Source organism: Luteimonas endophytica, assembly GCF_029887875.1.
GTDB classification, from domain to species: domain Bacteria; phylum Pseudomonadota; class Gammaproteobacteria; order Xanthomonadales; family Xanthomonadaceae; genus Luteimonas; species Luteimonas endophytica.
This window is the reverse complement of record NZ_JARXRM010000035.1, coordinates 38,884-62,788: the sequence shown is the minus strand read 5'-3', so window position 1 is coordinate 62,788 and position 23,905 is coordinate 38,884. Positions and strand designations below refer to the sequence as shown.

At 70.2% G+C, this 23,905-nt stretch carries 21 protein-coding genes; 8 read left to right on the top strand and 13 right to left on the bottom strand.

The annotated features are described in order from the left end of the window. Positions 1–216 precede the first annotated feature (216 nt). On the bottom strand, positions 217–1,203 hold the full coding sequence (locus QFW77_RS11485) for an aldo/keto reductase (RefSeq protein WP_280574843.1): 987 nt from the start codon (positions 1,201–1,203) through the stop codon (positions 217–219). Positions 1,204–1,390: 187 nt separating this feature from the next. Beyond that, positions 1,391–2,215: an SDR family oxidoreductase gene (locus tag QFW77_RS11480; RefSeq protein ID WP_280574842.1), complete on the bottom strand. Its 825-nt coding sequence runs from the start codon at positions 2,213–2,215 to the stop codon at positions 1,391–1,393. A gap of 96 nt (positions 2,216–2,311) precedes the next feature. Between QFW77_RS11480 and QFW77_RS11475 the strand changes: the two genes are divergently transcribed. Both QFW77_RS11475 and QFW77_RS11470 read left to right on the top strand, forming a co-directional pair. After that, positions 2,312–3,223: a LysR family transcriptional regulator gene (locus tag QFW77_RS11475; protein ID WP_280574841.1), complete on the top strand. Its 912-nt coding sequence runs from the start codon at positions 2,312–2,314 to the stop codon at positions 3,221–3,223. A 104-nt stretch (positions 3,224–3,327) separates the two neighbouring features. After that, the gene (locus QFW77_RS11470; RefSeq protein WP_280574840.1) at positions 3,328–3,807 is read left to right on the top strand and encodes a VOC family protein; all 480 of its coding nucleotides are present in this window, start codon (positions 3,328–3,330) and stop codon (positions 3,805–3,807) included. A gap of 55 nt (positions 3,808–3,862) precedes the next feature. Here the strand turns inward: QFW77_RS11470 and QFW77_RS11465 are convergent, their stop codons facing one another. Continuing rightward, on the bottom strand, positions 3,863–4,996 hold the full coding sequence (locus QFW77_RS11465) for an extracellular catalytic domain type 1 short-chain-length polyhydroxyalkanoate depolymerase (RefSeq protein ID WP_280574838.1): 1,134 nt from the start codon (positions 4,994–4,996) through the stop codon (positions 3,863–3,865). 13 nt (positions 4,997–5,009) lie between these two features. Further along, the gene (locus tag QFW77_RS11460; protein WP_280574837.1) at positions 5,010–5,420 is read right to left on the bottom strand and encodes a ribbon-helix-helix domain-containing protein; all 411 of its coding nucleotides are present in this window, start codon (positions 5,418–5,420) and stop codon (positions 5,010–5,012) included. Between the two features lie 256 nt (positions 5,421–5,676). Here QFW77_RS11460 and QFW77_RS11455 point away from each other — a divergent pair, with 256 nt between their 5' ends. From QFW77_RS11455 to trmY, 3 genes are all read left to right on the top strand, one after another. After that, on the top strand, positions 5,677–6,339 hold the full coding sequence (locus tag QFW77_RS11455) for a glutathione S-transferase family protein (protein WP_280574835.1): 663 nt from the start codon (positions 5,677–5,679) through the stop codon (positions 6,337–6,339). A 129-nt stretch (positions 6,340–6,468) separates the two neighbouring features. Next, positions 6,469–10,272, top strand: coding sequence for an amino acid adenylation domain-containing protein (locus tag QFW77_RS11450; protein WP_280574833.1), 3,804 nt, complete (start codon positions 6,469–6,471; stop codon positions 10,270–10,272). A 94-nt stretch (positions 10,273–10,366) separates the two neighbouring features. Continuing rightward, the gene (gene trmY, locus QFW77_RS11445) at positions 10,367–10,960 is read left to right on the top strand and encodes a tRNA (pseudouridine(54)-N(1))-methyltransferase TrmY (RefSeq protein ID WP_280574832.1); all 594 of its coding nucleotides are present in this window, start codon (positions 10,367–10,369) and stop codon (positions 10,958–10,960) included. Between the two features lie 55 nt (positions 10,961–11,015). On the opposite strand, the gene QFW77_RS11440 is transcribed toward trmY, so the two are convergent. Beyond that, positions 11,016–11,861, bottom strand: coding sequence for a hypothetical protein (locus QFW77_RS11440; RefSeq protein WP_280574831.1), 846 nt, complete (start codon positions 11,859–11,861; stop codon positions 11,016–11,018). Positions 11,862–12,046: 185 nt separating this feature from the next. Here QFW77_RS11440 and QFW77_RS11435 point away from each other — a divergent pair, with 185 nt between their 5' ends. Next, positions 12,047–14,035, top strand: a complete 1,989-nt coding sequence (locus QFW77_RS11435) for a TonB-dependent receptor plug domain-containing protein (protein ID WP_280574830.1) — start codon at positions 12,047–12,049, stop codon at positions 14,033–14,035. A gap of 18 nt (positions 14,036–14,053) precedes the next feature. Here QFW77_RS11435 and yihG read toward each other — a convergent pair whose 3' ends face one another. The 8 genes from yihG to QFW77_RS11395 form a co-directional block, all read right to left on the bottom strand. Further along, a complete protein-coding gene (gene yihG, locus QFW77_RS11430) occupies positions 14,054–14,932 on the bottom strand; it encodes a 1-acylglycerol-3-phosphate O-acyltransferase, YihG family (RefSeq protein WP_280574829.1) in 879 nt (292 codons plus the stop codon). Between the two features lie 246 nt (positions 14,933–15,178). Continuing rightward, on the bottom strand, positions 15,179–15,640 hold the full coding sequence (locus QFW77_RS11425) for an EF-hand domain-containing protein (RefSeq protein WP_280574828.1): 462 nt from the start codon (positions 15,638–15,640) through the stop codon (positions 15,179–15,181). A gap of 83 nt (positions 15,641–15,723) precedes the next feature. Next, positions 15,724–16,251 (bottom strand): hypothetical protein, encoded by a 528-nt coding sequence (locus QFW77_RS11420; RefSeq protein WP_280574827.1) that lies wholly within the window; start codon positions 16,249–16,251, stop codon positions 15,724–15,726. Positions 16,252–16,552: 301 nt separating this feature from the next. Beyond that, complete coding sequence (locus tag QFW77_RS11415; protein ID WP_280574826.1) at positions 16,553–17,632, bottom strand: calcium/sodium antiporter; 1,080 nt, start codon at positions 17,630–17,632, stop codon at positions 16,553–16,555. 223 nt (positions 17,633–17,855) lie between these two features. After that, complete coding sequence (locus QFW77_RS11410) at positions 17,856–18,599, bottom strand: proteasome-type protease (protein ID WP_280574825.1); 744 nt, start codon at positions 18,597–18,599, stop codon at positions 17,856–17,858. Positions 18,600–18,625: 26 nt separating this feature from the next. Beyond that, entirely contained in the window at positions 18,626–19,441 is an 816-nt protein-coding gene (locus QFW77_RS11405) for a transglutaminase family protein (RefSeq protein WP_280574823.1), read from the bottom strand. Beyond that, positions 19,441–20,382, bottom strand: coding sequence for an alpha-E domain-containing protein (locus QFW77_RS11400; RefSeq protein ID WP_280574821.1), 942 nt, complete (start codon positions 20,380–20,382; stop codon positions 19,441–19,443). Before QFW77_RS11400 ends, QFW77_RS11405 begins: the two co-directional genes overlap by 1 nt. Then, positions 20,382–21,806 (bottom strand): circularly permuted type 2 ATP-grasp protein, encoded by a 1,425-nt coding sequence (locus tag QFW77_RS11395; RefSeq protein WP_280574819.1) that lies wholly within the window; start codon positions 21,804–21,806, stop codon positions 20,382–20,384. The genes QFW77_RS11400 and QFW77_RS11395 overlap by 1 nt, the downstream gene beginning before the upstream one ends. Positions 21,807–21,961: 155 nt before the next feature. Between QFW77_RS11395 and QFW77_RS11390 the strand changes: the two genes are divergently transcribed. Both QFW77_RS11390 and QFW77_RS11385 read left to right on the top strand, forming a co-directional pair. Further along, positions 21,962–22,639 carry a TIGR00153 family protein gene (locus QFW77_RS11390; RefSeq protein WP_280574816.1) on the top strand — a complete coding sequence of 226 codons (678 nt, stop codon included), beginning with the start codon at positions 21,962–21,964 and terminating at the stop codon, positions 22,637–22,639. A 10-nt stretch (positions 22,640–22,649) separates the two neighbouring features. After that, positions 22,650–23,897, top strand: coding sequence for an inorganic phosphate transporter (locus QFW77_RS11385; RefSeq protein WP_280574814.1), 1,248 nt, complete (start codon positions 22,650–22,652; stop codon positions 23,895–23,897). The last annotated feature ends 8 nt before the right edge of the window (positions 23,898–23,905 follow it).

The window sequence follows — 23,905 nt, the reverse complement described above, 5'->3', positions numbered from 1 at the left end:
CAAACGCAGCACAGCAGCCAGGCCAGCCACCCGGCGCCGCGCCGAGCCTCGCACTCGCTTCGCAGGCCCGGCGGGTTCACAGCGGGGACTTCCGCATCGGGTCTTCCATGCCATGCTTCCACTGGTCGGATTCGGATCGCATCTGGATCGTGCTCTCTGCTAGGCGCCTCGGGCGCCGCTGGCTCGGCGAAGGCCGAAACCCGGCGACAACCACCCTCACCAGCGCTGGTGGACGTGGGGCCGGATGTCCTGTTCGTAGATCCGCGCGATCGCCTCCAGCGTCGCCGCCGGCAGCGCCGGCAGGTCCGCCGCGGCGAGGTTGCCCAGCGCCTGCGCCGGGGTGCGCGCCCCCGGAATCACCACGCTCACCGCCTCGTCCATCAGGATCCAGCGCAGCGCCAGCTGCGCCATGGTCGCGCCTTCGGGCACCAGCGGGCGCAGCTTTTCCACCGCCGCCAGGCCGGTTTCGTACGGCACGCCCGCGAAGGTCTCGCCGACGTCGAAGGCTTCGCCGTGGCGGTTGAACCGGCGGTGGTCGTCGGCCTCGAAGCGGGTGTCGGGCCCGAACTTGCCGGTGAGCAGGCCGCTGGCCAGCGGCACGCGGACGATCACCGCCACGCCGCGGCGCTCGGCCTGGCGGAAGAACAGCTCCGCGGGGCGCTGGCGGAACAGGTTGTAGACGATCTGCACGCTGGCCACGCCCGGGTACTCGATCGCCTTCAGCGCCTCTTCCACGCGCTCCACGCTCACGCCGTAGTGGCGCAGCTTGCCCTGCCCGGTCAGGCGCTCCATCCGCTCGAACACCTCCGGGTGGTAGTAGGCCTCGGTCGGCGGGCAGTGCAGCTGCACCAGATCGAGGCGGTCGGTGCCGAGGTTGCGCAGGCTGCGCTCGATCCAGGCTTCCAGGTTGTTCGCGCTGTAGCCCTCGACCGTCTGCACCGGCAGGCGCCGGCCCGCCTTGGTGGCGACGAAAGGGCGCTCGCCGCCGCGTTCCTTCAGCACCCGCGCGATCAGGCGCTCGGAGTGCCCGTCGCCGTAGACGTCGGCGGTGTCGATGAAGTCGAGTCCGGCATCGAGCGCCGCGTGCAGCGCGGCGACGGATTCGCCGTCGTCCACCCTGCCCCAGGCCGCGCCGATGGCCCAGGCCCCGAATCCGATCTCGCCGACGTCTCGGCCGGTACGGCCGAAGGGTCTGGAACGCATGCGACGCCTCCTCTTGTCGTCGCGGTGGCCGGTCTGTACACGCCGGCCCGGTCCGCTCGATGAGCAACGATGGGCCAGGCCGGCAGTCGCCCGGCTCGCCACAGGGACGCCGGGCGGATCGCCCCGCCCGGCCAGTCCGACTCTACCCGATGGCCGGCCATCCCATGTCGGCCCGGGCGGCGCCAGGTCAACCCCGGTCCGCCGAAAGCGTCAGCGCCTTCTGCTCCGTCAGCTCGTCCAGCCGCGCGCTCAGCGCACGATGGATGTTCTCGAACGCGGTACTGCCCAGTGCGATCCGACGCCGCGGGTGCGGCGCGTCCGCCACCTGGATCATCGCGTCGACGGTACGCTCGGGATCGCCCCTGACCTCGAACCCGCCGCTCGCCAGCGCGCGGCGCACCTCGCCCGCCGGCGTCTGGTCGTAGACCTCGAGCGGGGCGGCGCGATCCAGCCCTTCGGCGAACCCGGTCGCGGTCGGCCCCGGCTCGGCGATCACCACGTCGATCGCGAACGGCGCGACCTCCAGCGCCACCGCCTCGAGGAAGCCCTCGATTCCCCACTTGGTCGCGTGGTAGAGGCTGAAGGCGGGATAGGCCACCTGGCCGCCCTCCGACGACACCTGCAGGAGCCTGCCGCCACCCTGCGCCCGCAGATGCGGCAACGCCGCCCGCACCAACTGGATCGACGCGACCAGGTTGGTGGCGATCTGGCGCTCGATCTGCGCGTCGGCCACCTCCTCGGCGGCACCGAACAGGCCGTAGCCTGCGTTGCTGACCACCGTATCGATGCGGCCGAAGGCCTCGAAGGCCGCATCCACTTCGCGCCGCAGCGCCGCGGTGTCGGTCATGTCGAAGATCGCGCAGCGCAGCCTGTCGCCTGGCGTCGCCGCCAGCGATTCGAATGGCGCCGCGCGCCGACCGCAGGCGACCACCCGATCGCCCCGCTGCAGCAGTTTCTCGGTCATGACCAGCCCGAGGCCGGAGGACGCGCCGGTAATCAACCAGGTCTTCATTGGGGTGTCTCCTGTGGGTTCGAATCCACGGTAGGCGCGCGCCATGCGTATGATAAGACGCACCAATATAAACAAGCTCGTGAGAAAAACTCACCAATGACCGATGCCAGCCTCTCCGAACTCGGCGCGTTCGCCCACGTAGCGCGGCACCGCGGCTTCCAACGGGCGGCCGACGCGCTCGGGGTGTCGCGCTCGTCGCTCAGCCATGCAGTGAAGGCCCTCGAACGCCGCCTCGGCGTGCGCCTGCTGCACCGGACCACCCGCAGCGTGGCCCCGACCGAGGCCGGCGAGCAGCTGTTGCAGCGCCTGGCCCCGCTGCTGCAGGAGCTGGACGATCTGCTGGATACCGTCAGCCACGGCGAAGACGAACTGGTCGGCACGCTGCGCATCAACGCCAACCAGGGCGGCGCGCGCTGGTTGCTGATGCACGCGATCCCCGTATTCCTGCAGCGCCACCCGCGCGTCGCCGTGGACCTGGTGACCGACGGGCGGCTGGTGGACATCGTCGCCGAGGGTTTCGACGCCGGCGTGCGCCTGGCCGAAGCGGTGCCGAAGGACATGGTGGCGGTGCATTTCGGCGGCGACACGCGTTTCGTCGCGGTGGCGTCGCCGGGGTATCTCGCGGTCGCCGGCGCGCCGTCCACGCCGGCCGAGCTGATGTCGCATCGCTGCATCCGCCAGCGTCTCCCCAGCGGCAAGCGCTATCGCTGGGAGCTCGAAAAGGGCAACCGCGAGATCGCGCTCGACGTGCCGGGCGCCCTGTGCCTGGACGACAGCGGGCTGATGGTGGAGGCGGCGTCCGCGGGCCTCGGCGTCGCCTACGTCCCGGAGCCGTTCGCCCGGCAGGCCCTGGACTCGGGCGCGCTGCGGCTGCTGCTGGAAGACTGGACCCCCGCGATCCCGGGTCTGTGCCTCTACTACGCCAGCTACCGCCACGTGCCGGCGCCGCTGAAGGCGTTCGTCGCGGTGGTGCGCGAGGCGACCCGGGAACCGCACGGAGCCGATTGAACCGCCGCAATCGCTCCTCTTCCTTTGCGCGGTGCGCGTGTCGAATCGCGCCGGCCCCGTTCGTCGCACAGCGAACACCCCAAGCGACTTCTGGAGACACCGAGATGACCAGCAAGAACACCATCTGCCTCTGGTTCGACGGCACCGCGCTGGACGCCGCGAAGTTCTACGCCGAGACCTTCCCGGACAGCGCGGTCACGGCCCTCCATCACGCCCCGGGCGACTTCCCGTCGGGCAAGCAGGGCGACCTGCTGACGGTCGAGTTCACCGTGCTGGGCACCCCGTGCATCGGTCTCAACGGCGGTCCCCTCTTCAAGCACAGCGAGGCGTTCTCCTTCCAGGTGGCCACCGACGACCAGGCCGAGACCGACCGGCTGTGGAACGCGATCGTCGGCAACGGCGGCGAGGAGAGCGCCTGCGGCTGGTGCAAGGACAAGTGGGGCATCTCCTGGCAGATCACCCCGCGCGCGCTGACCGAGGCCATCGCCGACCCCGACCGCGCGGCGGCCAAGCGCGCGTTCGACGCGATGCTGGAGATGCGCAAGATCGACATCGCCGCGATCGAGGCGGCGCGGCGGGGGTGACCCCGGCGACTGCCCGGACCGCGGCGGTTAGCCGGCCGGGGCCACGGCGGGAGCGCTACTCGGCCTCCCGCCTCCGGCTGCAACCGGCGAAGAATCGCAGCATCTGCGCGGAGGCATCGGGCCCGCACGGATCGGTGTAGCTGCCCGCAGCGTCGCCGCCGGACCAGGCGTGCCCCGAGCCGTGGACCACCCAGTGTTCGGCTGCGATTCGGCCGTCGCCGGCGCGGTGCACGGTGCGGGTAGCGCTGCGCCCGCCCGGCTCGACGTGGCGTTCGACTGTGCTGGCCGAGTCGCGCACCGCGCTGGCATCGCCGAGGCTCTGTTCGACCACGCCCTGTCCATTGCCCGGGTGCACGGTGGTATCGCTGTCGCCGTGGAAGACGATCGCCGGCACGGGCTCCGCGCCGGCCCCGGCCCGGGGCCGGCGCTGTGCACCGCCCTTGCGCATGGCCGCGAACGCCGAGGGGACGTCGCTGGCCAGCCCGATCGGCAGGCCGGAGTGCACACCGATGGCGGCGTAGACATCCGGATGGGTGCTGGCGAGCACCGCGGCCATGGCGCCGCCCGCGGACAGGCCGGCGACGTAGACGCGTCCGGCGTCGAGCCGGTGGGCGGCGACCAGGTGGCGGGTCAGCGCGGCCAGCATCGCCGGCTCGCCCCGGCCGCGTTGCTGGTCGCTGCCGCGGAACCAGTTCCAGCACCGGTTCGGATTGCGCTCGGCCGACTGCGCGGGCCAGGCGACGACGTAACCGTGCGCGTCCGCCAGCTGGTTCATGCGCGTGCCGCGGGCGAAGTCCTCGGGCGTCTGCGTGCAGCCATGCAGCATCAACAGCAGGGGGGCGCCGGCAGCGTCGAGCCCGGCGGGCACGTGCAGCCCGTATTCCAGCTGGCCCGCATCGCAGGAGAAGCGATGCCGCGGCAGGCCGCCGTCGCCGCCCGCGGCGCGGTGCCCGGGCCATGCGGGAACCGCGCCGGCGCGCGGTGCCCTGCCGCCGTCGATCACGCGGAACTCGCCGTCGATGGCCGGGGCACCGGCGTGCGCCTCGCCGCGCCCGGCGTGCGAAGCGGGCGCCGCCGGCGCGTCGATGCTGCCGGCGAGGGCGTGCTGGAGGGTGCGCGTCGCGGCCTGCAGGTCGCCGGTCCGCATCAGGCGCATCGCCTGGCGCATGGTGTGATCGCTGGGTTTCATGGGGGACCTGTGATCAGAGGAGGCGGCCGGCCAGCGCGGCCTTGACCTTGGGGCTTGCCTGGAGCACGCCGAGCACCGCGATCGACTCGATCGCCTCCAGGGCAAGCTCCGGAGTGACGTCGTCGGCGATGCGCACCAGGCCCAGCGCCTGGATCCGGAGACGCTCACCCACGTCGCGCGCGGCCTCGAGTTCGGCGCGGCCGTAATCCTGCAGCCCGACCACCAGGGTGCGGCGCGCGACCGTGTGCCGCAGGACGTCGCCATGCGACGCCAGCTGGTTGCGGATGGCGGTGCGGATGAGGTCGGTGCGGTTGGAATAGAAGCCTTCCTGCACCAGCAGGTCGATCTGGCCCAGGTCGACGACCCCGAGGTTGATGGTGATCTTCTCGCTGTCGGCGACGGGACGCGGGCGCAATTCGGGCATGGGAAGGAGCCTGGATGTCTATGGCCATCCTAGCACCATCCATATGGATGGTCGTGAAGCCGGCCCCGGATCGGGCGAACCGGCTGGCCGACCCGTTTCCCTCCCGGCAGCCATGCGGCGCGCGTCGAATCGCTGCCCCGCCATCCGTCGGGATGGCAAATCGCCCGCATCTCGCAGCCTCCGGTGCGGCTGTTCCAGCAGACATCCAGCGGCTGATGCGCCGCGCTGCCGCGTCCTCCACCCCGAAGGAGCACCCATGACTCCCACCATCACCGTGTTCGAACGCTCGCCCGACGGCGGCCGAGGCCTGGCGCGCGACATGCGCGTGCGCTGGGCGCTCGAGGAAGTCGGCCAGCCCTACGACGTGCGTCCGGTGTCGTTCGACGGGCTGAAGCGGCCCGCGCATCTGGCGCGGCACCCTTTCGGGCAGATCCCCACCTACGAAGCCGGGGACCTCGCCCTGTTCGAGTCCGGTGCGATCGTGCTGCACCTCGCCGAGCGCCATGAGGGCCTGCTGCCGGAGGATGCCAGCGCCCGCGCGCGCGCGATCGGCTGGCTGTTCGCTGCGCTCAACACGGTGGAACCGCCGATCGTCGAGCGCGAGCAGGCGCCGTACGTGGAGGGCGACCAGCCCTGGCACGCGCAGCGGCTGCCCCTGCTCGAGGCGCGGATCCGCGCGCGGCTGGCTCAGCTGTCCGCGCGCCTCGGCGAGGCCGACTGGCTCGACGGTGCGTTCAGTGCCGGCGACCTGATGATGGTGATGGTGCTCCGCCGCATCGAAGGCATCGGCGTGCTGGAAGGCTTCCCCAACCTGGTCGCCTACGTCGCCCGCGGCGAAGCGCGGCCCGCCTACCGGCGCGCGTTCGCCGCGCAACGGGCGGTGTTCGCCGATGGCGGCACGACCGATGGGCGGGCCTGAGAGCGGGTCTTGCCGACCCCGTCACATTCCGCTCCACACCCCATGCCCTTTGGGCGGCGCAGGCCCATAGACTGCAGGCCGAGTTTTTCCGCAAGGAGTGGTTCGATGCAGGGGCCTGGAACACATGGGATGGCGGAGGACGCGAAACGTGACGCACCCGCCGACGAGACCTCCCCGCGTGGCCGGAACGCGGCGCATCGGGTGCCCGCCGAGGGGAACCCCGGCGCGCAGGCGTACGACCGCACGGACACGATCTGGGAACTCGTCGAGCAACGGGCGCAGGCGTATCCGCAACGCACCGCCATCGTCGATGGACCTGCGCAGATCGACTACACGCGCCTGACCGCGCGGGCGAACGCGATCGCGGGCGAACTCGCCGCGCGGGGCGTGCGGCCCGGGGCGCTGGTCGGCGTCTGCCTGGGGCGCTCGTGGGAACTGGCGGCGACGCTGCTCGGCGTCCTGCGCGCGGGGTGTGCGTACGTGCCGCTGGATCCGGAGTATCCGCGGGAACGGGTGCGCTACATGCTGGAGCACGCCCGGGCCGCGGCCGTCGTCGTCGATGGCGCGAAGGCCGCCGAGCTCTGCGCCGGGGCGGCCGAGCTGGTACGGCTCGACGCAGTGGGAGAGCGCTTGCCGGACGCGGCCGCCCGGCCTTCGGCGGGCGACCTGGCCTATGTCATCTACACGTCCGGCTCGACCGGACGCCCGAAAGGCGTGGCCGTCGAGCATCGAAGCGTCGTCGCGATGACCCGGTCGATGCGCGAGCTGCTGGGCGACGAGGAACTCGCCGGCGTGCTCGCCGCCGCCTCCATCTGCTTCGACACCTCGGTGATGGAGATCCTCGGCACCTTGTCGCTCGGCGGCACCGTGGTGCTGGCGGCGCACGCATTGGCGCTGCCGGAACTGCCGGCGGCGGACCGCGTACGCACCACCATCATGGTGCCGTCGTCGATGCAGGCGCTGCTGGCGGCCGGCGGGCTGCCGGAAGGCGTGCGCTGCGTCGTACTCGGGGGCGACGTGCTGAAACGCCCGCTGGTGGAGCAACTGCACGCCCTGCCGCAGCGGCCGCGCGTGCTCAACGTGTACGGGCCGACCGAGAACACGGTCTACTGCACGGCCACCGAGGTGCCCGCAGGGGTGCGGACTATCACGATCGGCAAGCCGGTGGGACGTGCGCGTGCGTACATCCTGGACGAGGCCATGCAACCGGTAGCGGCGGGCGTCGCGGGCGAGCTGCATCTTGGCGGAGACCAGCTTGCGCGGGGCTACCTCCACGATGAGGCACGCACGAAGGAACGGTTCGTCGCGGCGGATGCTCGCGGACCGGCAAGCGGGCCGACCAGCCCACCGCAAGACAGCGCGCCTAACGGACCGGCTGCGGGCGAACGGCTGTACCGGACCGGAGATCGATGCCGGTGGACCGAAGCGGGCGAGATCGAGTTCCTGGGACGGATCGACCAGCAGGTGAAGCTCCGCGGCTTCCGGGTCGAGCTGGAGGAGATCGAGTCGGCGCTGGAGTCGATGCCGGGCGTGGACGGCGCAGCGGCGGCGCTCGTCGACGCAGACGGCAAGCCCCTGCTCGTCGGGTACGTGGTCGGCCGCGACGCGGCGGCGACGAACGAGGCGTCGCGCGCCTACCTGGCGGAGCGGCTGCCGAAGTACATGGTCCCGCAGCTGGTGATGCGGCTCGCCGAGCTGCCCCGCCTGCCCAACGGCAAGCTCGACCGCAAGCGGCTCCCGCGGCCGGAGCCGGGGTGCGGCCCCGATGCGTCCGGTCCGCCCGGCGCGCATGCCGACCCGGTGGCCGCCGGCGATGCCGTGGGCCTGGCGCACCGCCTGGCCGGCCTGCCGAAGGACGAGCGGCATGCCGCCCTGCTGTCGGTCGTCCGGCGCGAAATCGCCCGCTTCCTTCGCCTTGGCGATCCTGAACGGGTTCCGCCGCGGCAGGCACTGGAAGCGCTCGGCCTCGACTCGCTGGACTCGGTGGAGCTGAGCCATCGGCTTTCCACGGTGCTGGGCCTGAAGCTGCCCGCATCGACGCTGGTCGAGCACCCCACCCCCGCCGCCGTGGCCGAGCATCTGTTCGAGGTCCTGGGAAGCGGCCCCACGGACCGCTCGCGCGCGCCTGCGAGCGCCGGCGCCGCGGATCCGCTGGGCCGCTTCCAGGCGCAGCTCCAGTCCGGCCATCCGCCGTTCCTGGCGGCCCGGGCGCCGGCGTGGTCCGCGACCGACAAGGGCATGCTCATCCGCGAACTCAAGGGCCTGCTGGCACGCTCGGGACACGAGCCGTACAGCAAGCTGGTCCGCACCGGCAGCGGGCACCGGGGCACGGTCGCCGACGTGCATACCGGGGAAGCGCAAGAGGCCATCATCTGGAGCACCAACCTGTACCTGGGCCTGAACCGCGACGGCGACGTCATCGCCCAGGCCCGGTCCGCGCTGGAGCGTTTCGGCACCGGCATGGGCACCTCGCCGACCGCATCCGGCATGACCGATCTGCACCTGGACTTCGAGAAGGAATTCGCCGAACTGGTGGGCAAGCCGGCCGGTTGCCTGTTCTCCACGGGATTCACCGCCAACCTGGGCGTGATCGCCGGCCTGCTGGGCGACAAGGACGCGGTGGTGATGGATCAGCTCTGCCACGCCTCCATCGTCGACGGGGCCCGCCTGAGCGGCGCGACGATCAGGACCTTCAAGCACAACGACGCGGCCGACCTGCAAGCGGTGCTGGAGGCGGAAGCCTCGCCCTACCGGACGACCCTGGTGGTGCTCGAAGGCGTCTACAGCATGGGCGAAGGAACCGCGCCGGTGCGCGAGATCGTACAGGTGGCCAAACGCCACGGCGCGCTCGTGCTGGTGGACGAGGCGCACTCGTTCGGCTTCTACGGCCCCCGCGGCGCCGGCATCTGCGCGGCCCAGGGCGTCACCGAGCAGGTCGATTTCATCATGACCACCCTCAGCAAGGCGCTCGGCAGCCTGGGGGGCGCGATCGCCGCCAGCGAGGAGCACGTCGCCCTGCTCAAGACCTCCGCCAGGGCCTATGTGTTCCAGGCCACCATCACGCCTGCCGACATCGCCGCCGCGCTCGCCGCCCTGCGCCGGCTGCGCACGGACGAGGCGCTCCGGGAGCGGCTCTGGGACACCACCGGCTACATGCGGCAGCGCTTCTCGGAAGCCGGTTACGACCTGGGCACCGGCGATGGCCCCATCGTCACCCCGCATTTCTCCGACAGCGACACGCTGTATGCGATCGCGCGCGGCCTGCATGCGCGCGGCATCCACACCACGCCCGTGACGTATCCGATCGTCGAGCGCGGGCGCGGCCGCCTGCGGTTCATCTGCTCGGCCTCGCACACGCGCGACGACGTCGACAGAACGCTCCAGGCGCTGAGCGAAGTGGAGATCGAAGTGGAGCGGGAAGCCGGCCCGTCGCGACGGGCCCGGCTCGGTCGCGCGGCCGGCGCCAGCGGGTCGCAGGCGAACCGCCCGGATGGGCCCGCCGACGGCCCCGGGGCCCAGGACGGACCCACGGGAATGGGTGCGGCTGCCACCCCCGGCCCCCACCCGCGGCGCGCCGGCCTCGAGGCCTGGGCCGGGGCCTTCGGCGATTCCCTCCGGGCCGCACCGGCATCGTTGGCCGGCCCGTTGCCGAGCCTGGCGGTCTCGATCGGGCTCCCTGACGGCGAAGCCCCGGTCACGATGCGGATCGATGGCCGGAACGTCGCACCGGCCCAGGCCAACCCCCGCACGCCGGCCTGCTCGCTGCTGCTCGCCGACGACCGCGCGATCTCCGCGCTGTGTGCGTCCGACGCCCAGGGCCTGCTCGAAAGCGTCATCCAGGGCGGCTGCGTGCTGAGTGGCCAGGTCGAACCGTTCGTCTGGCTCATCGGGCGCCTGGCCGAACGGCACGGCGGGCACGCGGACCCTCGCTAGGCAGGAGCCGCGACGCGTCGACCCCGGCCCCGGTTTGCAGGGAGAATGGGCGCGCACGTTCCGTGGCGTGCACCGCCCAGCCCCCAGGACACCCATGCGAACCTTCGTCCTCAGAGCGCGCGCCGCCCCCACCGACAGCCAGGCCCTGCTGGCGTCGGTGGGCAAGCAGGCGCATCCCGAGATCCTCGCGCACGCCCTGATGAACGCGATTTTCGTGGCCCAGTCGCATCGCCCGGACGTCGCCGTCCACCTGGTGCTGGAAAGCACCCGGGACTTTTCCCGCACCATCAGCTTCGACGCCAACGCCATGCAGGGCATCGGCGGCTTCGACGAAAGGGCGCTGCTGGGCAGGATCGCCAACGCGCTGGATGCGTCCAGGGGCATGGGCAAGGACGAAACCCGGCCGGTGGAACCGGGCGTGGCGGTGCGCACCACCAGCTTCGAGCGGCTGGTGCAGGCGCTGGCCGAGGATCACCAGTTGTTCGTCATGGACCGTAAAGGCGCAGCGATCCGCGAGCAGGCGTTCGCCGGCAACCCGTGCTTCCTGCTCACCGACCACATCCCGATGCCGAAGAAGACCTTCCACAGCCTCGAGCGCCTGGGCGCGAAAAGGATCGCGCTGGGATCCACGATGCTGTTCGCGTCGCAATGCGTGAGCCTGATCCACTACGAGCTGGACCAGCGATAGCGTACGCGCCGGCGAGCTGCCGCGCTCCGCAAAACGAGCGCGGCAGCGGATCGGGCTAGAGATCGGACCACTCGCTCTCGGCGAGGCCGAACAGCGCATCGGCACGCTCGAGCGCATCCAGTGCCTGGCTGCAGTCGACGTAAGCCTCGTGCGACGAGCGGGTCGCCACGTTGCCCCGGCAGTCGAGCAAGTGCTTCCTGCTCAGCTGCAGGCTCCTGCCCGCGGCGTCCTCCAGGTCGGCGATGGTGCGCTCGAACCCATCCAGATCGGTTCGCCGCCGCTCCTGGATGCGGCCCCCGATCTGCTCGATCAACGCGGGCAGGCGCTGTTCGGCTTCGGCCAGCATCGCATCGATGCGTCTCGCGTCCCCACCGGGCAACGCCTGCCTGATGTCCAACAGCAAGGCCTCGACGTTGCCCCACGAATGGGCGTTGGCCTTGTACTTCCAGCCGCCAAGGGGAACGCAACCGGGCAGGCACGAGAGGTGCTTGCCATCGGCGCCGATCCATTTGCTGCCGTAGTTGGAATACAGCTCCAGGTAGTGCGTCCCCTCCACCGGGGTGAAGACCTGCCCCGCCTGGGTCTGGAACACGATTTCGTTCTCGTGCGGGCAGCCCGCCTTGGGCACCCAGATCTCGACGGTGGAATACAGGTCCGCAGAGAAAAGGGTGTCGGCGTAGTGGCCGACCCAGCGATAGTAGGACGGCAGCTCCCAACGCCGGCCGCAGGCGCTGTTCGGGATGGTCAGCTTGGTGTTGCCGGCCGACAGGTCGCCGTATTCGAAATGGCCGTGGATGTCATCGATGTACCAGGCCTTGTGGGACCCGGCCAGGGCATTGGTCGACAGCAGGAGTCCGCCCACGAGCAGGGCGGCTGCGGGGGAAAAGCGAGGGAAACGCATGTTGATTCTCCGATGCGGGTGGGTGCGGACCGGTCAGGTGAATACCGGTCTCCAGGATGAAGTCGCGATGCCGCGACCAAACCCGCCACCTTCCATTCGCCGAACCGTTGAATGGCCGCGGGCCGGTACAATTCCGGGCGCGCAATGCGCGGCCCGCGGCCCCACACGCTCCATGGAACGCACCCTTGCATCGACTCGCCCCGCTCCGCCCCCGACCGCCGCTGGCGATCGCCGCCTGCCTGCTCGCCGCCTCGGCCGCCCCCTCCGCGGCGGTCGCCCAGGACCGCCACGACGAGCATGAGCACGACGCGGTCGAACTGGACGCCGTCGTCGTTCAATCCACGCGCTCGGGCCGCCGCATCTCCGAGGAGCCGATCCGGGTCGAGGTGATCGGGCAGGAGGAGATCGAGGAGAAGCTGCTGATGACCCCCGGCAACATCGCCATGCTGGTCGCCGAGACCGGCGGCGTGCGGGTGCAGGTCACCTCGCCCGCGTTGGGCGCGGCGAACATCCGCATGCAGGGCATGCGGGGGCGCTATACGCAGTTGCTGGCGGACGGACTGCCGCTGTACGGCGGGCAGGCCTCGTCGATCGGACTGCTGCAGATTCCGCCCACCGACCTGGGCCAGGTGGAGATCATCAAGGGGGCGGCCTCGGCCCTGTATGGCCCCTCGGCACTGGGTGGCGTCATCAACCTGATCTCACGGCGCCCCGGCGAACGCCGCCAGACCGAACTTCTCTTCAACACCACCAGCCGCGACGGGCACGACATCACCGCCTACGCCGCCTCGCCGCTGGGCGATCGCTGGAGCTACTCGCTGGTCGGCGGCTTCCACGACCAGGCCCGCCAGGACCTCGACCAGGATGGCTGGATCGACATGCCGGGCTTCGACCGCTGGACGGTGCGGCCGCGGCTGTTCTGGAACGCCCCCGACGGGGGCAAGGCGCTGGTGACCTTCGGCGCGATGACCGAGGACCGCGCGGGCGGCACGCTCGCCGGCGCGCGGATGCCGGACGGCAGGCCGTTCCCGTTGACGCAGGACACCACGCGCCTGGATGCGGGCACGGTCGTCGAGCTGCCGGTGGCAGACAGCGACACCTTGCACCTGCGCGCCTCGGCGATGACGACCGATCACCGGCACCGGTTCGGCCCGGTGGTCGAAAACGACCGCCACCGGACCGGGTTCGCCGAGGCCGCCTACGCCTCGTGGGCCGGAGACACGTCCTGGCTCGCCGGCGCCGCCGTGCAGACCGACGATTTCCGCTCGCGCACCTTCGGGGCGTTCGACTACCGCTACACGGTACCGGCGCTGTTCGCACAGGCCGAGCACGCGCTGGGCGACCAGCTCACCCTCGCCGGCAGCGCCCGCTGGGACCGCCACAGCGAATACGGGCATCATTTCAGCCCCCGCGTGTCCCTGCTCTACCGCCCTGGTCGATGGACGTTCCGCGCCTCGATGGGCCGCGGCTTCCACGCACCCACCCCGTTCGTGGAGGAGATCGAAGCGGCCGGGCTGTCGCGGCTCGAACCGCTGGCGGGGCTGGAGGCGGAGACCGCCGCCACGGGCTCTCTCGACCTGGGCTATGCGGTCGGCGGGCTGGAAACCGGGGTCACCCTGTTCGCCTCGGCCATCGACGGCGCCGTGCGGCTCGAGCCCATCACGGCGGCCGATGGCAGCGAGCGCGTGCGCCTGGTCAACGCCGCCGGCACCACCCGCACCCGCGGCAGCGAACTGCTGTTGCGCTACCGCTGGCGGGATTACGTGCTGACCGGCAGCTACGTGTACACCGACGCGACCGAGCCGGATCCCTCCGAGGCCGGTCGCCGCCGCGTGCCCCTGACCCCGCGCCACACCGCCGGGCTGGTCGCCATGTGGGAACGGCACGGGCGCGGCCGCCTCGGGCTGGAGGCGTACTACACCGGCCGTCAGACCCTGGACGGCAACCCTTACCGCCCGACCGGCCGCTCGTACGTCGAACTCGGCGCCCTCGGCGAGATCACCTTGGGCAGCGCCAGCCTGTTCCTCAATCTCGAGAACATCCTCGACGTCCGGCAGACCCGGCACCACCCCATGACCCTGCCCCGGCCCGCGCCCGATGGCCGATGGACGGTGGACGCATGGGCGCCGTCGGACGGTTTCGTGGTCAATGGCGGGGTGCGGCTCAGGTTCTGACGGTGCGCGGAAAGGCGCTCAGCCGCCCAGCAGCCGCGCCATGTCCGCATCCTTCTCCTGCCACAGCCCGTTCATCCATTGCTGGAAGCGGACCCGGAAGGCACGGTCGTTCTGGTAGTCGCCGTGCAGCAGCTCCGCGGGGATCGGGCGCTGGCGCACGTGCACGCGGATCGCCGGGACACGGTCGGCCATCAGGTCCACCAGCGACGGCCGCCCGCCGGGATAGGCGATGGTGACGTCGAGGATCGCGTGCAGCCCCTGCCCCATCGCGTCCAGCACGAACGCCGCACCGCCCGACTTCGGCTTGAGCAGGTGCCGGTAGGGCGCGCCTTGCCGCGCGTGCTTGGCCGGCGTGAACCGGGTGCCCTCGACGAAATTCATGATCGCCACCGGGATCTCGCGGAACTTCTCGCAGGCGCGGCGGGTGGCCTCGATGTCCCGCCGGGCCAGCTCGGGGCGGCGCGCGATCTGCTTCGGGGTGTGCCGGCCCATGAACGGGAAATCCAGCGCCCACCAGGCCAGCCCCAGCAGCGGCACCCAGAACAACTGCCGTTTCAGGAAGAACCGCAGCAGCGGAATGCGCCGGTTGAACACCTTCTGCAGCACCACGATGTCCACCCAGCTCTGGTGGTTGGCCAGCACCAGGTAATGGCCATCGCGCTGCAGCGCCACGTCTTCCTGCACCTGGACGTGCGCGCGGCTGAAGCGGTCCACCATCCAGCTGTTCGCCCCGATCCAGCTTTCGGCCAGACCGGTGAGCATGGGATTGCTGGCCTTGCGCAGGCGATCGAGCGGCAACGCCGCCTTGACCAACGCCACCACCAGCAAGGGCACCACGTGCAGCACGGTATTGGCCGCAAGCAGCAGGGACATCAGCGTCACGCGCAATGGGAGCATGAGGATCGGTGAAAGAGGGCCCAGGAGACGCCCATTGTCGCGGAAACCGGGTCGATCCTGGTTGCCTTCCCGAAGTGCCAGTGACCGGGGTCACCGGCACCGCGGGGAACGACCGGTGCGGGTGAACGCGGAAGCCTCGGCGCGCCGCTTCGCCAAAAAAAACGGCCACGCTGGAGTGGCCGTTCCGGGCGCCTGGCGGGTGACCCGCCCAAAGGCGCCTACCGCGCATCGAGCGCGCCATGGACCTCAGCGATGCACCCAGACCAGAATCTCCTGGGTATCGAGCCTGCCGTCGCGGTTGGTGTCCATCGCCTCGAAGCGATTGGCCAGCCGCCCGGCGGCGGCGCTGCCGGGCGCGGCGGCCGTGAGTTCCTGACGCGTGATGTAGCCGTCATCGTTGCTATCCACGCGCCCGAACTCGATGTTGTTGTCCGGGCTCAGCGCGGCGGGGCCGGCCGAGGTCGGCCACGACACCACGACCACGGGGCCGCGTGGCGTATCCAGCGTCACCGTGTCTACCCCGCGCAGGCTTTCCACCGGAACCACGGGTTGCACGGTCGGGCCGGTCGGGACCTCGGCCACCGGAGTGACCGGCGGTCCAACCGGGACGACAGGTTCGATCTCCTTGTGCGTTTGCGCGGCGGCGATGCCGGCCGATGCGCACAGCATCACGGCAGAACTCCAGCTTGCGAATCGTTTGATAGTCATGTTGGGACTCCTGAGTTGAGTTCGATGGGGAACGGTGCGCCAAGCGGGCACCCACGCCGGCCGGGCACGTTCCGCGGAACGACTCAACGCTCCGGGGCGTCGATCACCGAGATATTGCGGGCGTCCACGAGCAGGAAGGCCGGCTGGCCGGCGATCGCCTCCATCGCACCCGGCTCGACCTCGCCTGCGATGTCGGACGCCAACTCGCTGCTGTAGACGACGCCGGCCAGCCGAAGCGTCTGGCCCGCCTCCACATGCACCTCGTCCTCCATGTTGGGCGACTGCGCGATCATGGCGAACATCCGCTGCCCGTTCTTCTCGATCCAGAAGCCGCGATCGAACGGGACCTCGGCCACCTCCACGGTGCCGGTCACCGCCTGTCCAAGGTGCGGCGCCGGGGTGATCATGATGACGTCGACCGGAATCTCGTTCGTGTCCGTCTCGGCGGGTGGCGGCGGCATGGGCGCGATCACCACGGCCCCCACGGCGGCGTCGTCGGCGTCCGCGCTGTCTCCGGGTTCGGCGACCTCGCGTTCGGCCGCCGGCGGGGCCTCGTCGAGGCCGGCATCCTGAACGGGCTCCGGCTCGCTGCAGCCGGCCAGCAACGCCAAGCCGACACAAGCGGCCAGGCACGATGCGCGAATTCGGATATCTGGAAATGCGTTCACGGCGGTCTCCGGGTTGGGGGAGTTCCCTACGCTAACCACCGGCCTTGCAAGACAGCATGAAATCGCCCCTCTTCTCCTGAACGAACGGCAGCGCTGTTGGGCCTCGTTCAACGTTCGATACCGGTGGCGTGCGTATCGCCAACGAGCTCATATGGACGCGGACGTGCGAAGAAGGCCTTGGCCGGTCGTGCGTTGCGACAGCCCGGCGCCGGCGGAGCCGAACGTCGCACCGAAGGGGGGAGCGCTACTCCGGCCGCGCGGCAGGCCTGGACACCGCGACCACCAACGTGATCACGGTGATCGGCACCACGAAGCCGAGCATCACGCCGCTGAACGCCTCGAGCGCATCGTGCTGCTGCGCGGCGAGGATCAGATAGGCCACGTAGGCCACATAATAAAAGACGAATATCGCGCCTTCCCACCGGGCGATGGTGCGTCCGGTGAGGAATACCGGCAGACAGGCGAACGCCACCGCAAGCATCACCCAGAGATCGAAATTCAGCAACGAGGGCGCCAGCGGCAGTCCCGCGGACGACACCACCCCGGCGAGACCCAGGCAGCCGAGTATGTTGAAGATGTTGCTGCCGACGACGTTTCCGATCGCGATGTCGCGCTCCCCGCGCAGGGCGGCCATGATCGACGTCGCGACTTCGGGCATGGAGGTGCCCGCCGCGACGATCGTCAGGCCGATCACCACGTCGCTGACGCCGATCGCGCTAGCCAGCGCGATCGACGCATCGACCAGGAGGTTCGAACCCAGCACCAGCAGCCCGAGACCTGCGCAGATCCACAGCAGCTGCAGGGGAACATTGCGCGTGGCCGGCTTGTCGACGGGCATCGCGCCGGTCGCGGCCGCTGCATCGGCGCCCGCCTGCTGCTCGCGCCGCGACTGCACGATGAGAAATCCGACGTAGGCCACCAGCAATGCGAGCAACGTCCCGGCCTCCACCCGGCCGACGCGGCCGTCGAGTCCGAAGGTCAGCAACAGCAGCGACGCCCCGATCATGATCGGCACCTCCTGCCGCACGATCTGCGCGTTCACCGCCAGTGGGATGATCAGCGCAGAAAGGCCGAGGATCAGCAGGACGTTGAAGATGTTGCTGCCGACCACGTTGCCCACCGCGATGTCGGTCTGGCCCCCCACCGCCGCACCCACGGAGACGGCGACCTCGGGTGAGCTGGTACCGACCGCCACGATGGTCAAGCCGACCACGAGCGGCGAGATCCCGAGCGACAGGGCGAGCCGGGAGGCCCCACGCACGAGCAGCTCGGCGCCGAGTACCAGCGCAACCAAGCCAGCGGCCAACAGGACGAAGGTGAGCACGTAGATTCCTCTTCGGAACGAACGGAGGTGGAGTTGCAGCGCCAGCCATGCGACTGCGACCGCAGACTGCACGGCCCCCGGCCCGGCGCCGCGGCCGGATCGCGGCGACGCGCGCTGGATTGAAGCGCAGCAGCGGCGAAACCCGCGTCAAAACCCGCGCCGAGGTCGCGGCGCGGACGCCGGTTCACTTCTCGGACCGGCCGGTCGCCGGCGCGGCTCCGGCCTAGGGCGACAGCCAGTCCGGCGCCGGGATCTGCCGGTGCGCCTCGCTCAGCGCCTTCGACCAGCGCTCCCGGATCATGGCGAAATACTCGTCGCCCTCGTCCATGCGCTGCTCCACCACCCCGTCGATACTGTCCTTGCGGTAGACCAGCAGGTCCAGCGGCATGCCCACGCTCAGGTTCGAGCGCAGCGTGGAATCCATCGAGATCAGGGCCAGCTTGACCCCTTCGATCAGGCTGGTGTTGCTGGTGATGGCGCGGTCCAGCATCGGTTTTCCGTACTTGTGTTCGCCGATCTGCAGGTAGGGCGTATCGGTGGTGGCTTCGATGAAGTTGCCGGCGGCATACACGTGGAACAGCCGCAGCGTGCGCCCCGCGATCTGCCCGCCCAGCATGATCGACACGTCGAATCCCACGCCCTGCTGCTTCATCGCCTCGCCGTGGGTGCGGTGCACGCGGCGCACGGCCTCCCCCACCAGGGCCGCGGCGCGGAACATGGTGGGCGCGGTGTAGATGGTTTCCACCTGGCCGGTCTCGGGATCCGGCAGGCCTTCCTGGATCAGGTTCAGCACGGCCTGGGAGATCGCCAGGTTGCCCGCGCTCAGGGTGGCGATCAGGCGTTCGCCCGGCACGTGGTATTTCTGCAGCTTCGAGAAGCAGGAAATGTTGTCGAACCCGGCATTGGTGCGGGTATCGCCCAGCATCACCAGGCCCTGGTCGAGCAGCAAGCCAACGCAGTAGGTCACTCAGGATCTCCGCAAAACGGTGGACTCTACTGGGTAGTCTGCACCGATTGGGTGATGTTCACATCCACTTTCAGCGTTTCCTCGGCGCCGCCGCGGCGCATGCCGCGCACCGGCGCGGCGTCGCGGTAGTCGCGGCCGCAGGCCACGCGCACGTAGTGCTCGTCCGGGGACACCCGGTTGGCCGGGTCGAACCCGACCCAGCCCAGCCCGTCGACGAACAGCTCGGCCCAGGCGTGGCTGGCGGCCGGGAACCCGGCCTCCATCGGGCACAGGTAGCCACTGACGTAGCGGGCCGGATAGCCCAGGTGGCGGGCGGCGGCGATCAGCACCTGCGCGTGGTCCTGGCAGACGCCGGTGCCGGCCTCGAAGGCCTCGCCGGCGCTGGTGCAGGCGTCGGAGGTATCGCTGACGTAGTCCACCTTGTCGCGCACGGCGTTGGCCAGGCGGTGCAGGCGCTCCAGCGCCTCGCCCTCGCCCGCCGCGGCGTCCGCCAGGGCGATGATGCCCGCCGACGGCTGGGTGAGCGGCGTCGGCTTGAGGAAGAACATCGGCGGCAGCCCGCCGGCGTCGTCGCCGTGCACGCCGCTGCGGTCGTGGGTAAGCACCTGCGCATGCACCGCCAGGTGCAGGTCGCTGACCTGTCGATCGATGGCGTGGGTGGCCACCGGGTTGCCGAAGCCGTCCACGCCGGTGGGCCGCAACGGCTTGCCGTTCACCTCCACGCGCCAGTACTTCACCTTCTGGCTTTCGCTGGGGGCCGGCCACAGCCGCAGCGCCTGGACCACCAGCCAGGCAGGCTTGCCGTAGTGGTAGCGGGTGTCGTGGGCGATGGTGAGCAGCATCAGAACAGGTGTCCCTTGGCGATCTCGGCCCCCAGGTCGCGGGTGCGGTCGATGATGTCGGTGAGGTACTCGTGCAGGCCTTCCTCGATCACCCGGTCGATGCTGGCGAAGCGCAGCTGCGCGTACATCACGTGCGCCTGGCGGCGGGCGGCTGCGGCCAGCTGCGGGTCCTGCGCCTCGATCGCGTCCAGGTGCTGGGTGATCTGCTCGTAGCAGAACGCCAGCGAGCGCGGAAACACGGTGCGGGAGATCAGCAGCTCGGCCACGTGCGCCGGCTGCACCCGGCCCTTGAACAGCACCCGGTAGGCGCGGCGGGCGCCGACCACTCGCAGGATGGCGACCCACTGGTAGTAGTCCACCACGCCGCCGACGTCCTTCACGTCCGGCAGCTGCACGTGGTACTTCACGTCCAGCAGGCGCGCGGTGTTGTCGGCCCGCTCCAGGAACTGGCCGGCGCGGATGAAGTGGTAGCTGTCGCGGCGCAGCATGCCGTTCGAGCAGACCCCGTGGAACAGGCCCACCCGCGCCTTCACCCAGTCCAGGAACTCGGCCAGGCGATCGGCATCCAGCGGCTCCCGGGTGAAGTCGGCCAGCTCCAGCGAGGTCTGGTTCACCGCATCCCACATCTCGGTGGTCAGGGAGGTACGCACGGCGCGGGCGTTGCGGCGGGCGATCTCGATGCAGTTGACGATGGACGAGGGATTGGCGCGTTCGAAGGCCAGGAAGCGGATCACGCCGGCCTCGTCGACCGGCGCGTCGCCGGCCCCGAAGCTCTCCGCGCAGCCGGCCGCGACCAGCGCCGACTCCCACTCGCTGCTGCGGTTGCTGTCCACCCGCACCGCGTTCATGTGTCCGGCCACCTGCAACAGGCGCGCCACGTAGTCGGCCCGCTCCATGTAGCGGGCGAGCCAGAACAGGCCGTCGGCGGTGCGCGCGAGCATCATTGCTCCAGCACCCAGGTGTCCTTGGTGCCGCCGCCCTGCGACGAGTTCACCACCAGCGAGCCCTCGCGCAGCGCCACCCGGGTCAGCCCGCCCGGCACCACGCGCACCTTGTCGCTGCCCGACAGCACGAACGGCCGCAGGTCCACGTGCCGCGGCGCCACCCCCGATTCCACGAAGGTGGGCACGGTCGACAGCGCCAGGGTCGGCTGGGCGATGTAGGTCTCGGGTTTCGCCTTCAGCAGCGCCCGGAAATCCTCCAGCTCCTGCTTGCTGGCGTGCGGGCCGACCAGCATCCCGTAGCCGCCGGAACCGTGCACCGCCTTGACCACCAGCTCGTCGAGGTGTTCGAGCACGTACTTGAGTTCGTCGGGCTTGCTGCAGTCGTGGGTGGGCACGTTGGACAGCAGCGGCTCCTCGCCCAGGTAGAAGCGGATCATCTCCGGCACGTGCATGTACACGGCCTTGTCGTCGGCGATGCCCGCGCCCACCGCGTTGGTGATGGTGAGGTTGCCGGCGCGGTTGGCGAAATGCAGCCCGGCCGCGCCCAGCGCGGACTCCGGGCGGAACACCAGCGGGTCGAGATAGTCGTCGTCGATGCGACGGTAGATCACGTCCACCCGCTCCAGCCCGGCGGTGGTGCGCATGTAGCAGACGTCGTTGCGCACCAGCAGGTCGGCGCCCTCCACCAGGTCGATGCCCATCTCGTCGGCCAGGAAGGCGTGTTCGTAGTAGGCGCTGTTGTGGGTGCCGGGGGTCAGCAGCACCACGGTGGGCTCGCCGTGGCAGTTGGGCGGCGCGACCGAACGCAGGGTTTCCAGCAGCTCGTCGGCGTAGTGCGCCACCGGCGCCACCCGGGCCTGGCGGAACAGATCCGGGAACAACCGCTGCATCACCTCGCGGTTCTCCACCATGTAGGAGACGCCCGACGGCGTGCGGCAGTTGTCCTCCAGCACGTAGTAGTCGTCGGGGCCGGTACGCACCATGTCGATGCCGGAGATGTGCGAATAGATCCGGCCCGGCAGGTCCAGGCCGTTCATTTCCGGGCGGAACTCGGCGTTGTGCAGGATCAGCCGCTCGGGAATCCGGCCGGCGCGGATGATCTCGCGGTCGTGGTAGACATCGTGGAGGAAGGCGTTGAGCGCCTTCGCCCGCTGCTCCAGCCCCTGCCGCAGCCGCTGCCATTCGGCCTGGGCCAGCACCCGGGGGATCAGGTCGAAGGGAATCAGCCGCTCGGCGTCGCCGCCCTCGGTATAGACGGCGAAGGTGATGCCGATGCGCCGGAACAGGACTTCGGCCTCGCGGCGCTTGAGCGCCAGCTGCTCGGCCGTGGCCGATTTCAGCCAGGCGTCGATCAGCGAATACGGCGGCCGGATGGCGTCCGGCCAGCCCATTTCGTCGAAGATGGGCGAGGTACTGGGCATCGGGATCCCGTGGGAACGCAAGCCCCACCCTGACCTGCGCGGCATAAAGGCGGCATGAAAACCGGCGGAGGAATTCCATCCGGCGGCCTTTCGTCGATAATGACGCCTCGATGACGGTCGCGCGCCCGCCCGGCAACCAACCTAGGGAGTCCCGCATGGCAAACAGCTTCGTCGCCAATCTCTTCGGCCGTTCGCCGGTGCGCCCGTTGCAGAAGCACTTCGAGGAAGCGGCCGCCTGCGCGCGCGAACTCAAGCCGTTCATGGAATCGGTGCTGCGCGGCGACTGGGAAGCGGCGTCCGCCGCGCGCGACCGCATCGTCGCCCGCGAGCAGGCCGCCGACGACCTGAAGAAGGACGTTCGGCTGAACCTGCCCGACAACCTGTGGATGCCGGTGGCCCGCGCCGATCTGCTGGACCTGTTGATGATCCAGGACCGCGTGGCCAACACCGCCAAGGACGTCTCGGGCATCGTGATCGGCCGGCGCATGGCGTTCCCGGCCGAGATCGGCGAGGCGCTGATGAAGCTGGTGCGCCGCTGCGTGGATGCGGTGGACCAGGCCGAGCGCAGCGTCAACGAGCTGGGCGAGCTGTTCGAGACCGGCTTCCGCGGCGCCGAAGTGGAGCTGGTGGAAGAGATGATCGGCCAGCTCGACGCGATCGAGGACGATACCGACCAGCTGCAGGCCGAGGTGCGCGCCGCGCTGTTCGTGCGCGAGCAGGACCTGCCGCCGGTGGACGTGGTGTTCATGTACAAGGCCATCGAGTGGATCGGCGAGGTCGGCGACTACGCCCAGCGCGTGGGCAGCCGCCTGCAGCGCCTGCTCGCCCGCTGAGGACCGGCCGATGGACCAGATGACCCTCTATATCGTGCTGGCCGCGGTCTTCGGCCTGTACATGGCCTGGGCGATCGGCGCCAACGACGTGGCCAACGCGATGGCCACCTCCACCGGCGCCAAGGCGATCAGCTTCAAGCAGGCGGTGATCATCGCCGCGGTGTTCGAGTTCGCCGGGGCGGTGCTGGCCGGCGGCAGCGTCACTTCCACGATCCGCAGCGGCATCGTCGACGCCAGCCTGCTCGCCGGCACGCCGGAACTGATGATCTACGGCATGCTCGGTTCGCTGCTGGCCGCCGCGGTCTGGCTGAACCTGGCATCCAAGCTGGGGTGGCCGGTGTCCACCACCCATTCCATCATCGGCGCCATCGTCGGCTTCGCCGCCGTCGGCATCGGCATGGAGGCGGTGCAATGGGGCAAGGTCGGGCAGATCGTGATGAGCTGGGTGGTGTCGCCGTTGGTGTCCGGCGTCATCGCCTTCCTGATCTTCCGCACCGTGCAGGTGCTGATCCTGGATCGCAAGGACCCGATCGAGCGCGCGCGCCGGTACGTGCCGGTCTACATGCTCGTCGCCGCCTTCATGGTGGTGATGATGACGCTGATGAAAGGCCTCACCCACGTCGGGCTGCAGCTGACGACCCGGCAGAACCTCGCCATCGCGGTCGTCATCGCGATCGTGGTTGCGATCGCAGGCAAGCTGATCATCGACCGCATCCGCGTCGATCCGGCCGCCGACAGCAAGTTCCGCTTCGCCACCGTCGAACGCATCTTCGGCGTGCTGATGGTCATCACCGCCTGCTCGATGGCGTTCGCGCACGGCTCCAACGACGTCGCCAACGCCGTCGGCCCGGTGGCCGCCGTGATCGCAGTCGCCTCGACGGGCATGGTGGAGGGCCAGTCGGCGGTTTCGCCATGGGTGCTGCTGCTGGGGGGCGGCGGCATCGTGCTCGGCCTGGCCACCTACGGCCGGCAGGTGATGCGCACCGTCGGCACCAAGATCACCGCGCTCACGCCCAGCCGCGGCTTCGCCGCCGAAATGTCGGCCGCCAGCACCATCGTGCTCGCCTCCAGCACCGGCCTGCCGATCTCGACCACGCACACCCTGGTCGGCGCGGTGCTGGGCGTCGGCATGGCCCGCGGGATCTCGGCGATCAACCTCACCGTGATCCGCAACATCTTCCTGTCCTGGCTGGTCACCGTGCCCGCCGGCGCGGTGCTGTCGGTGCTCTTCTTCTTCATCCTGCGCGCGGTGCTTTGACCAGGAAG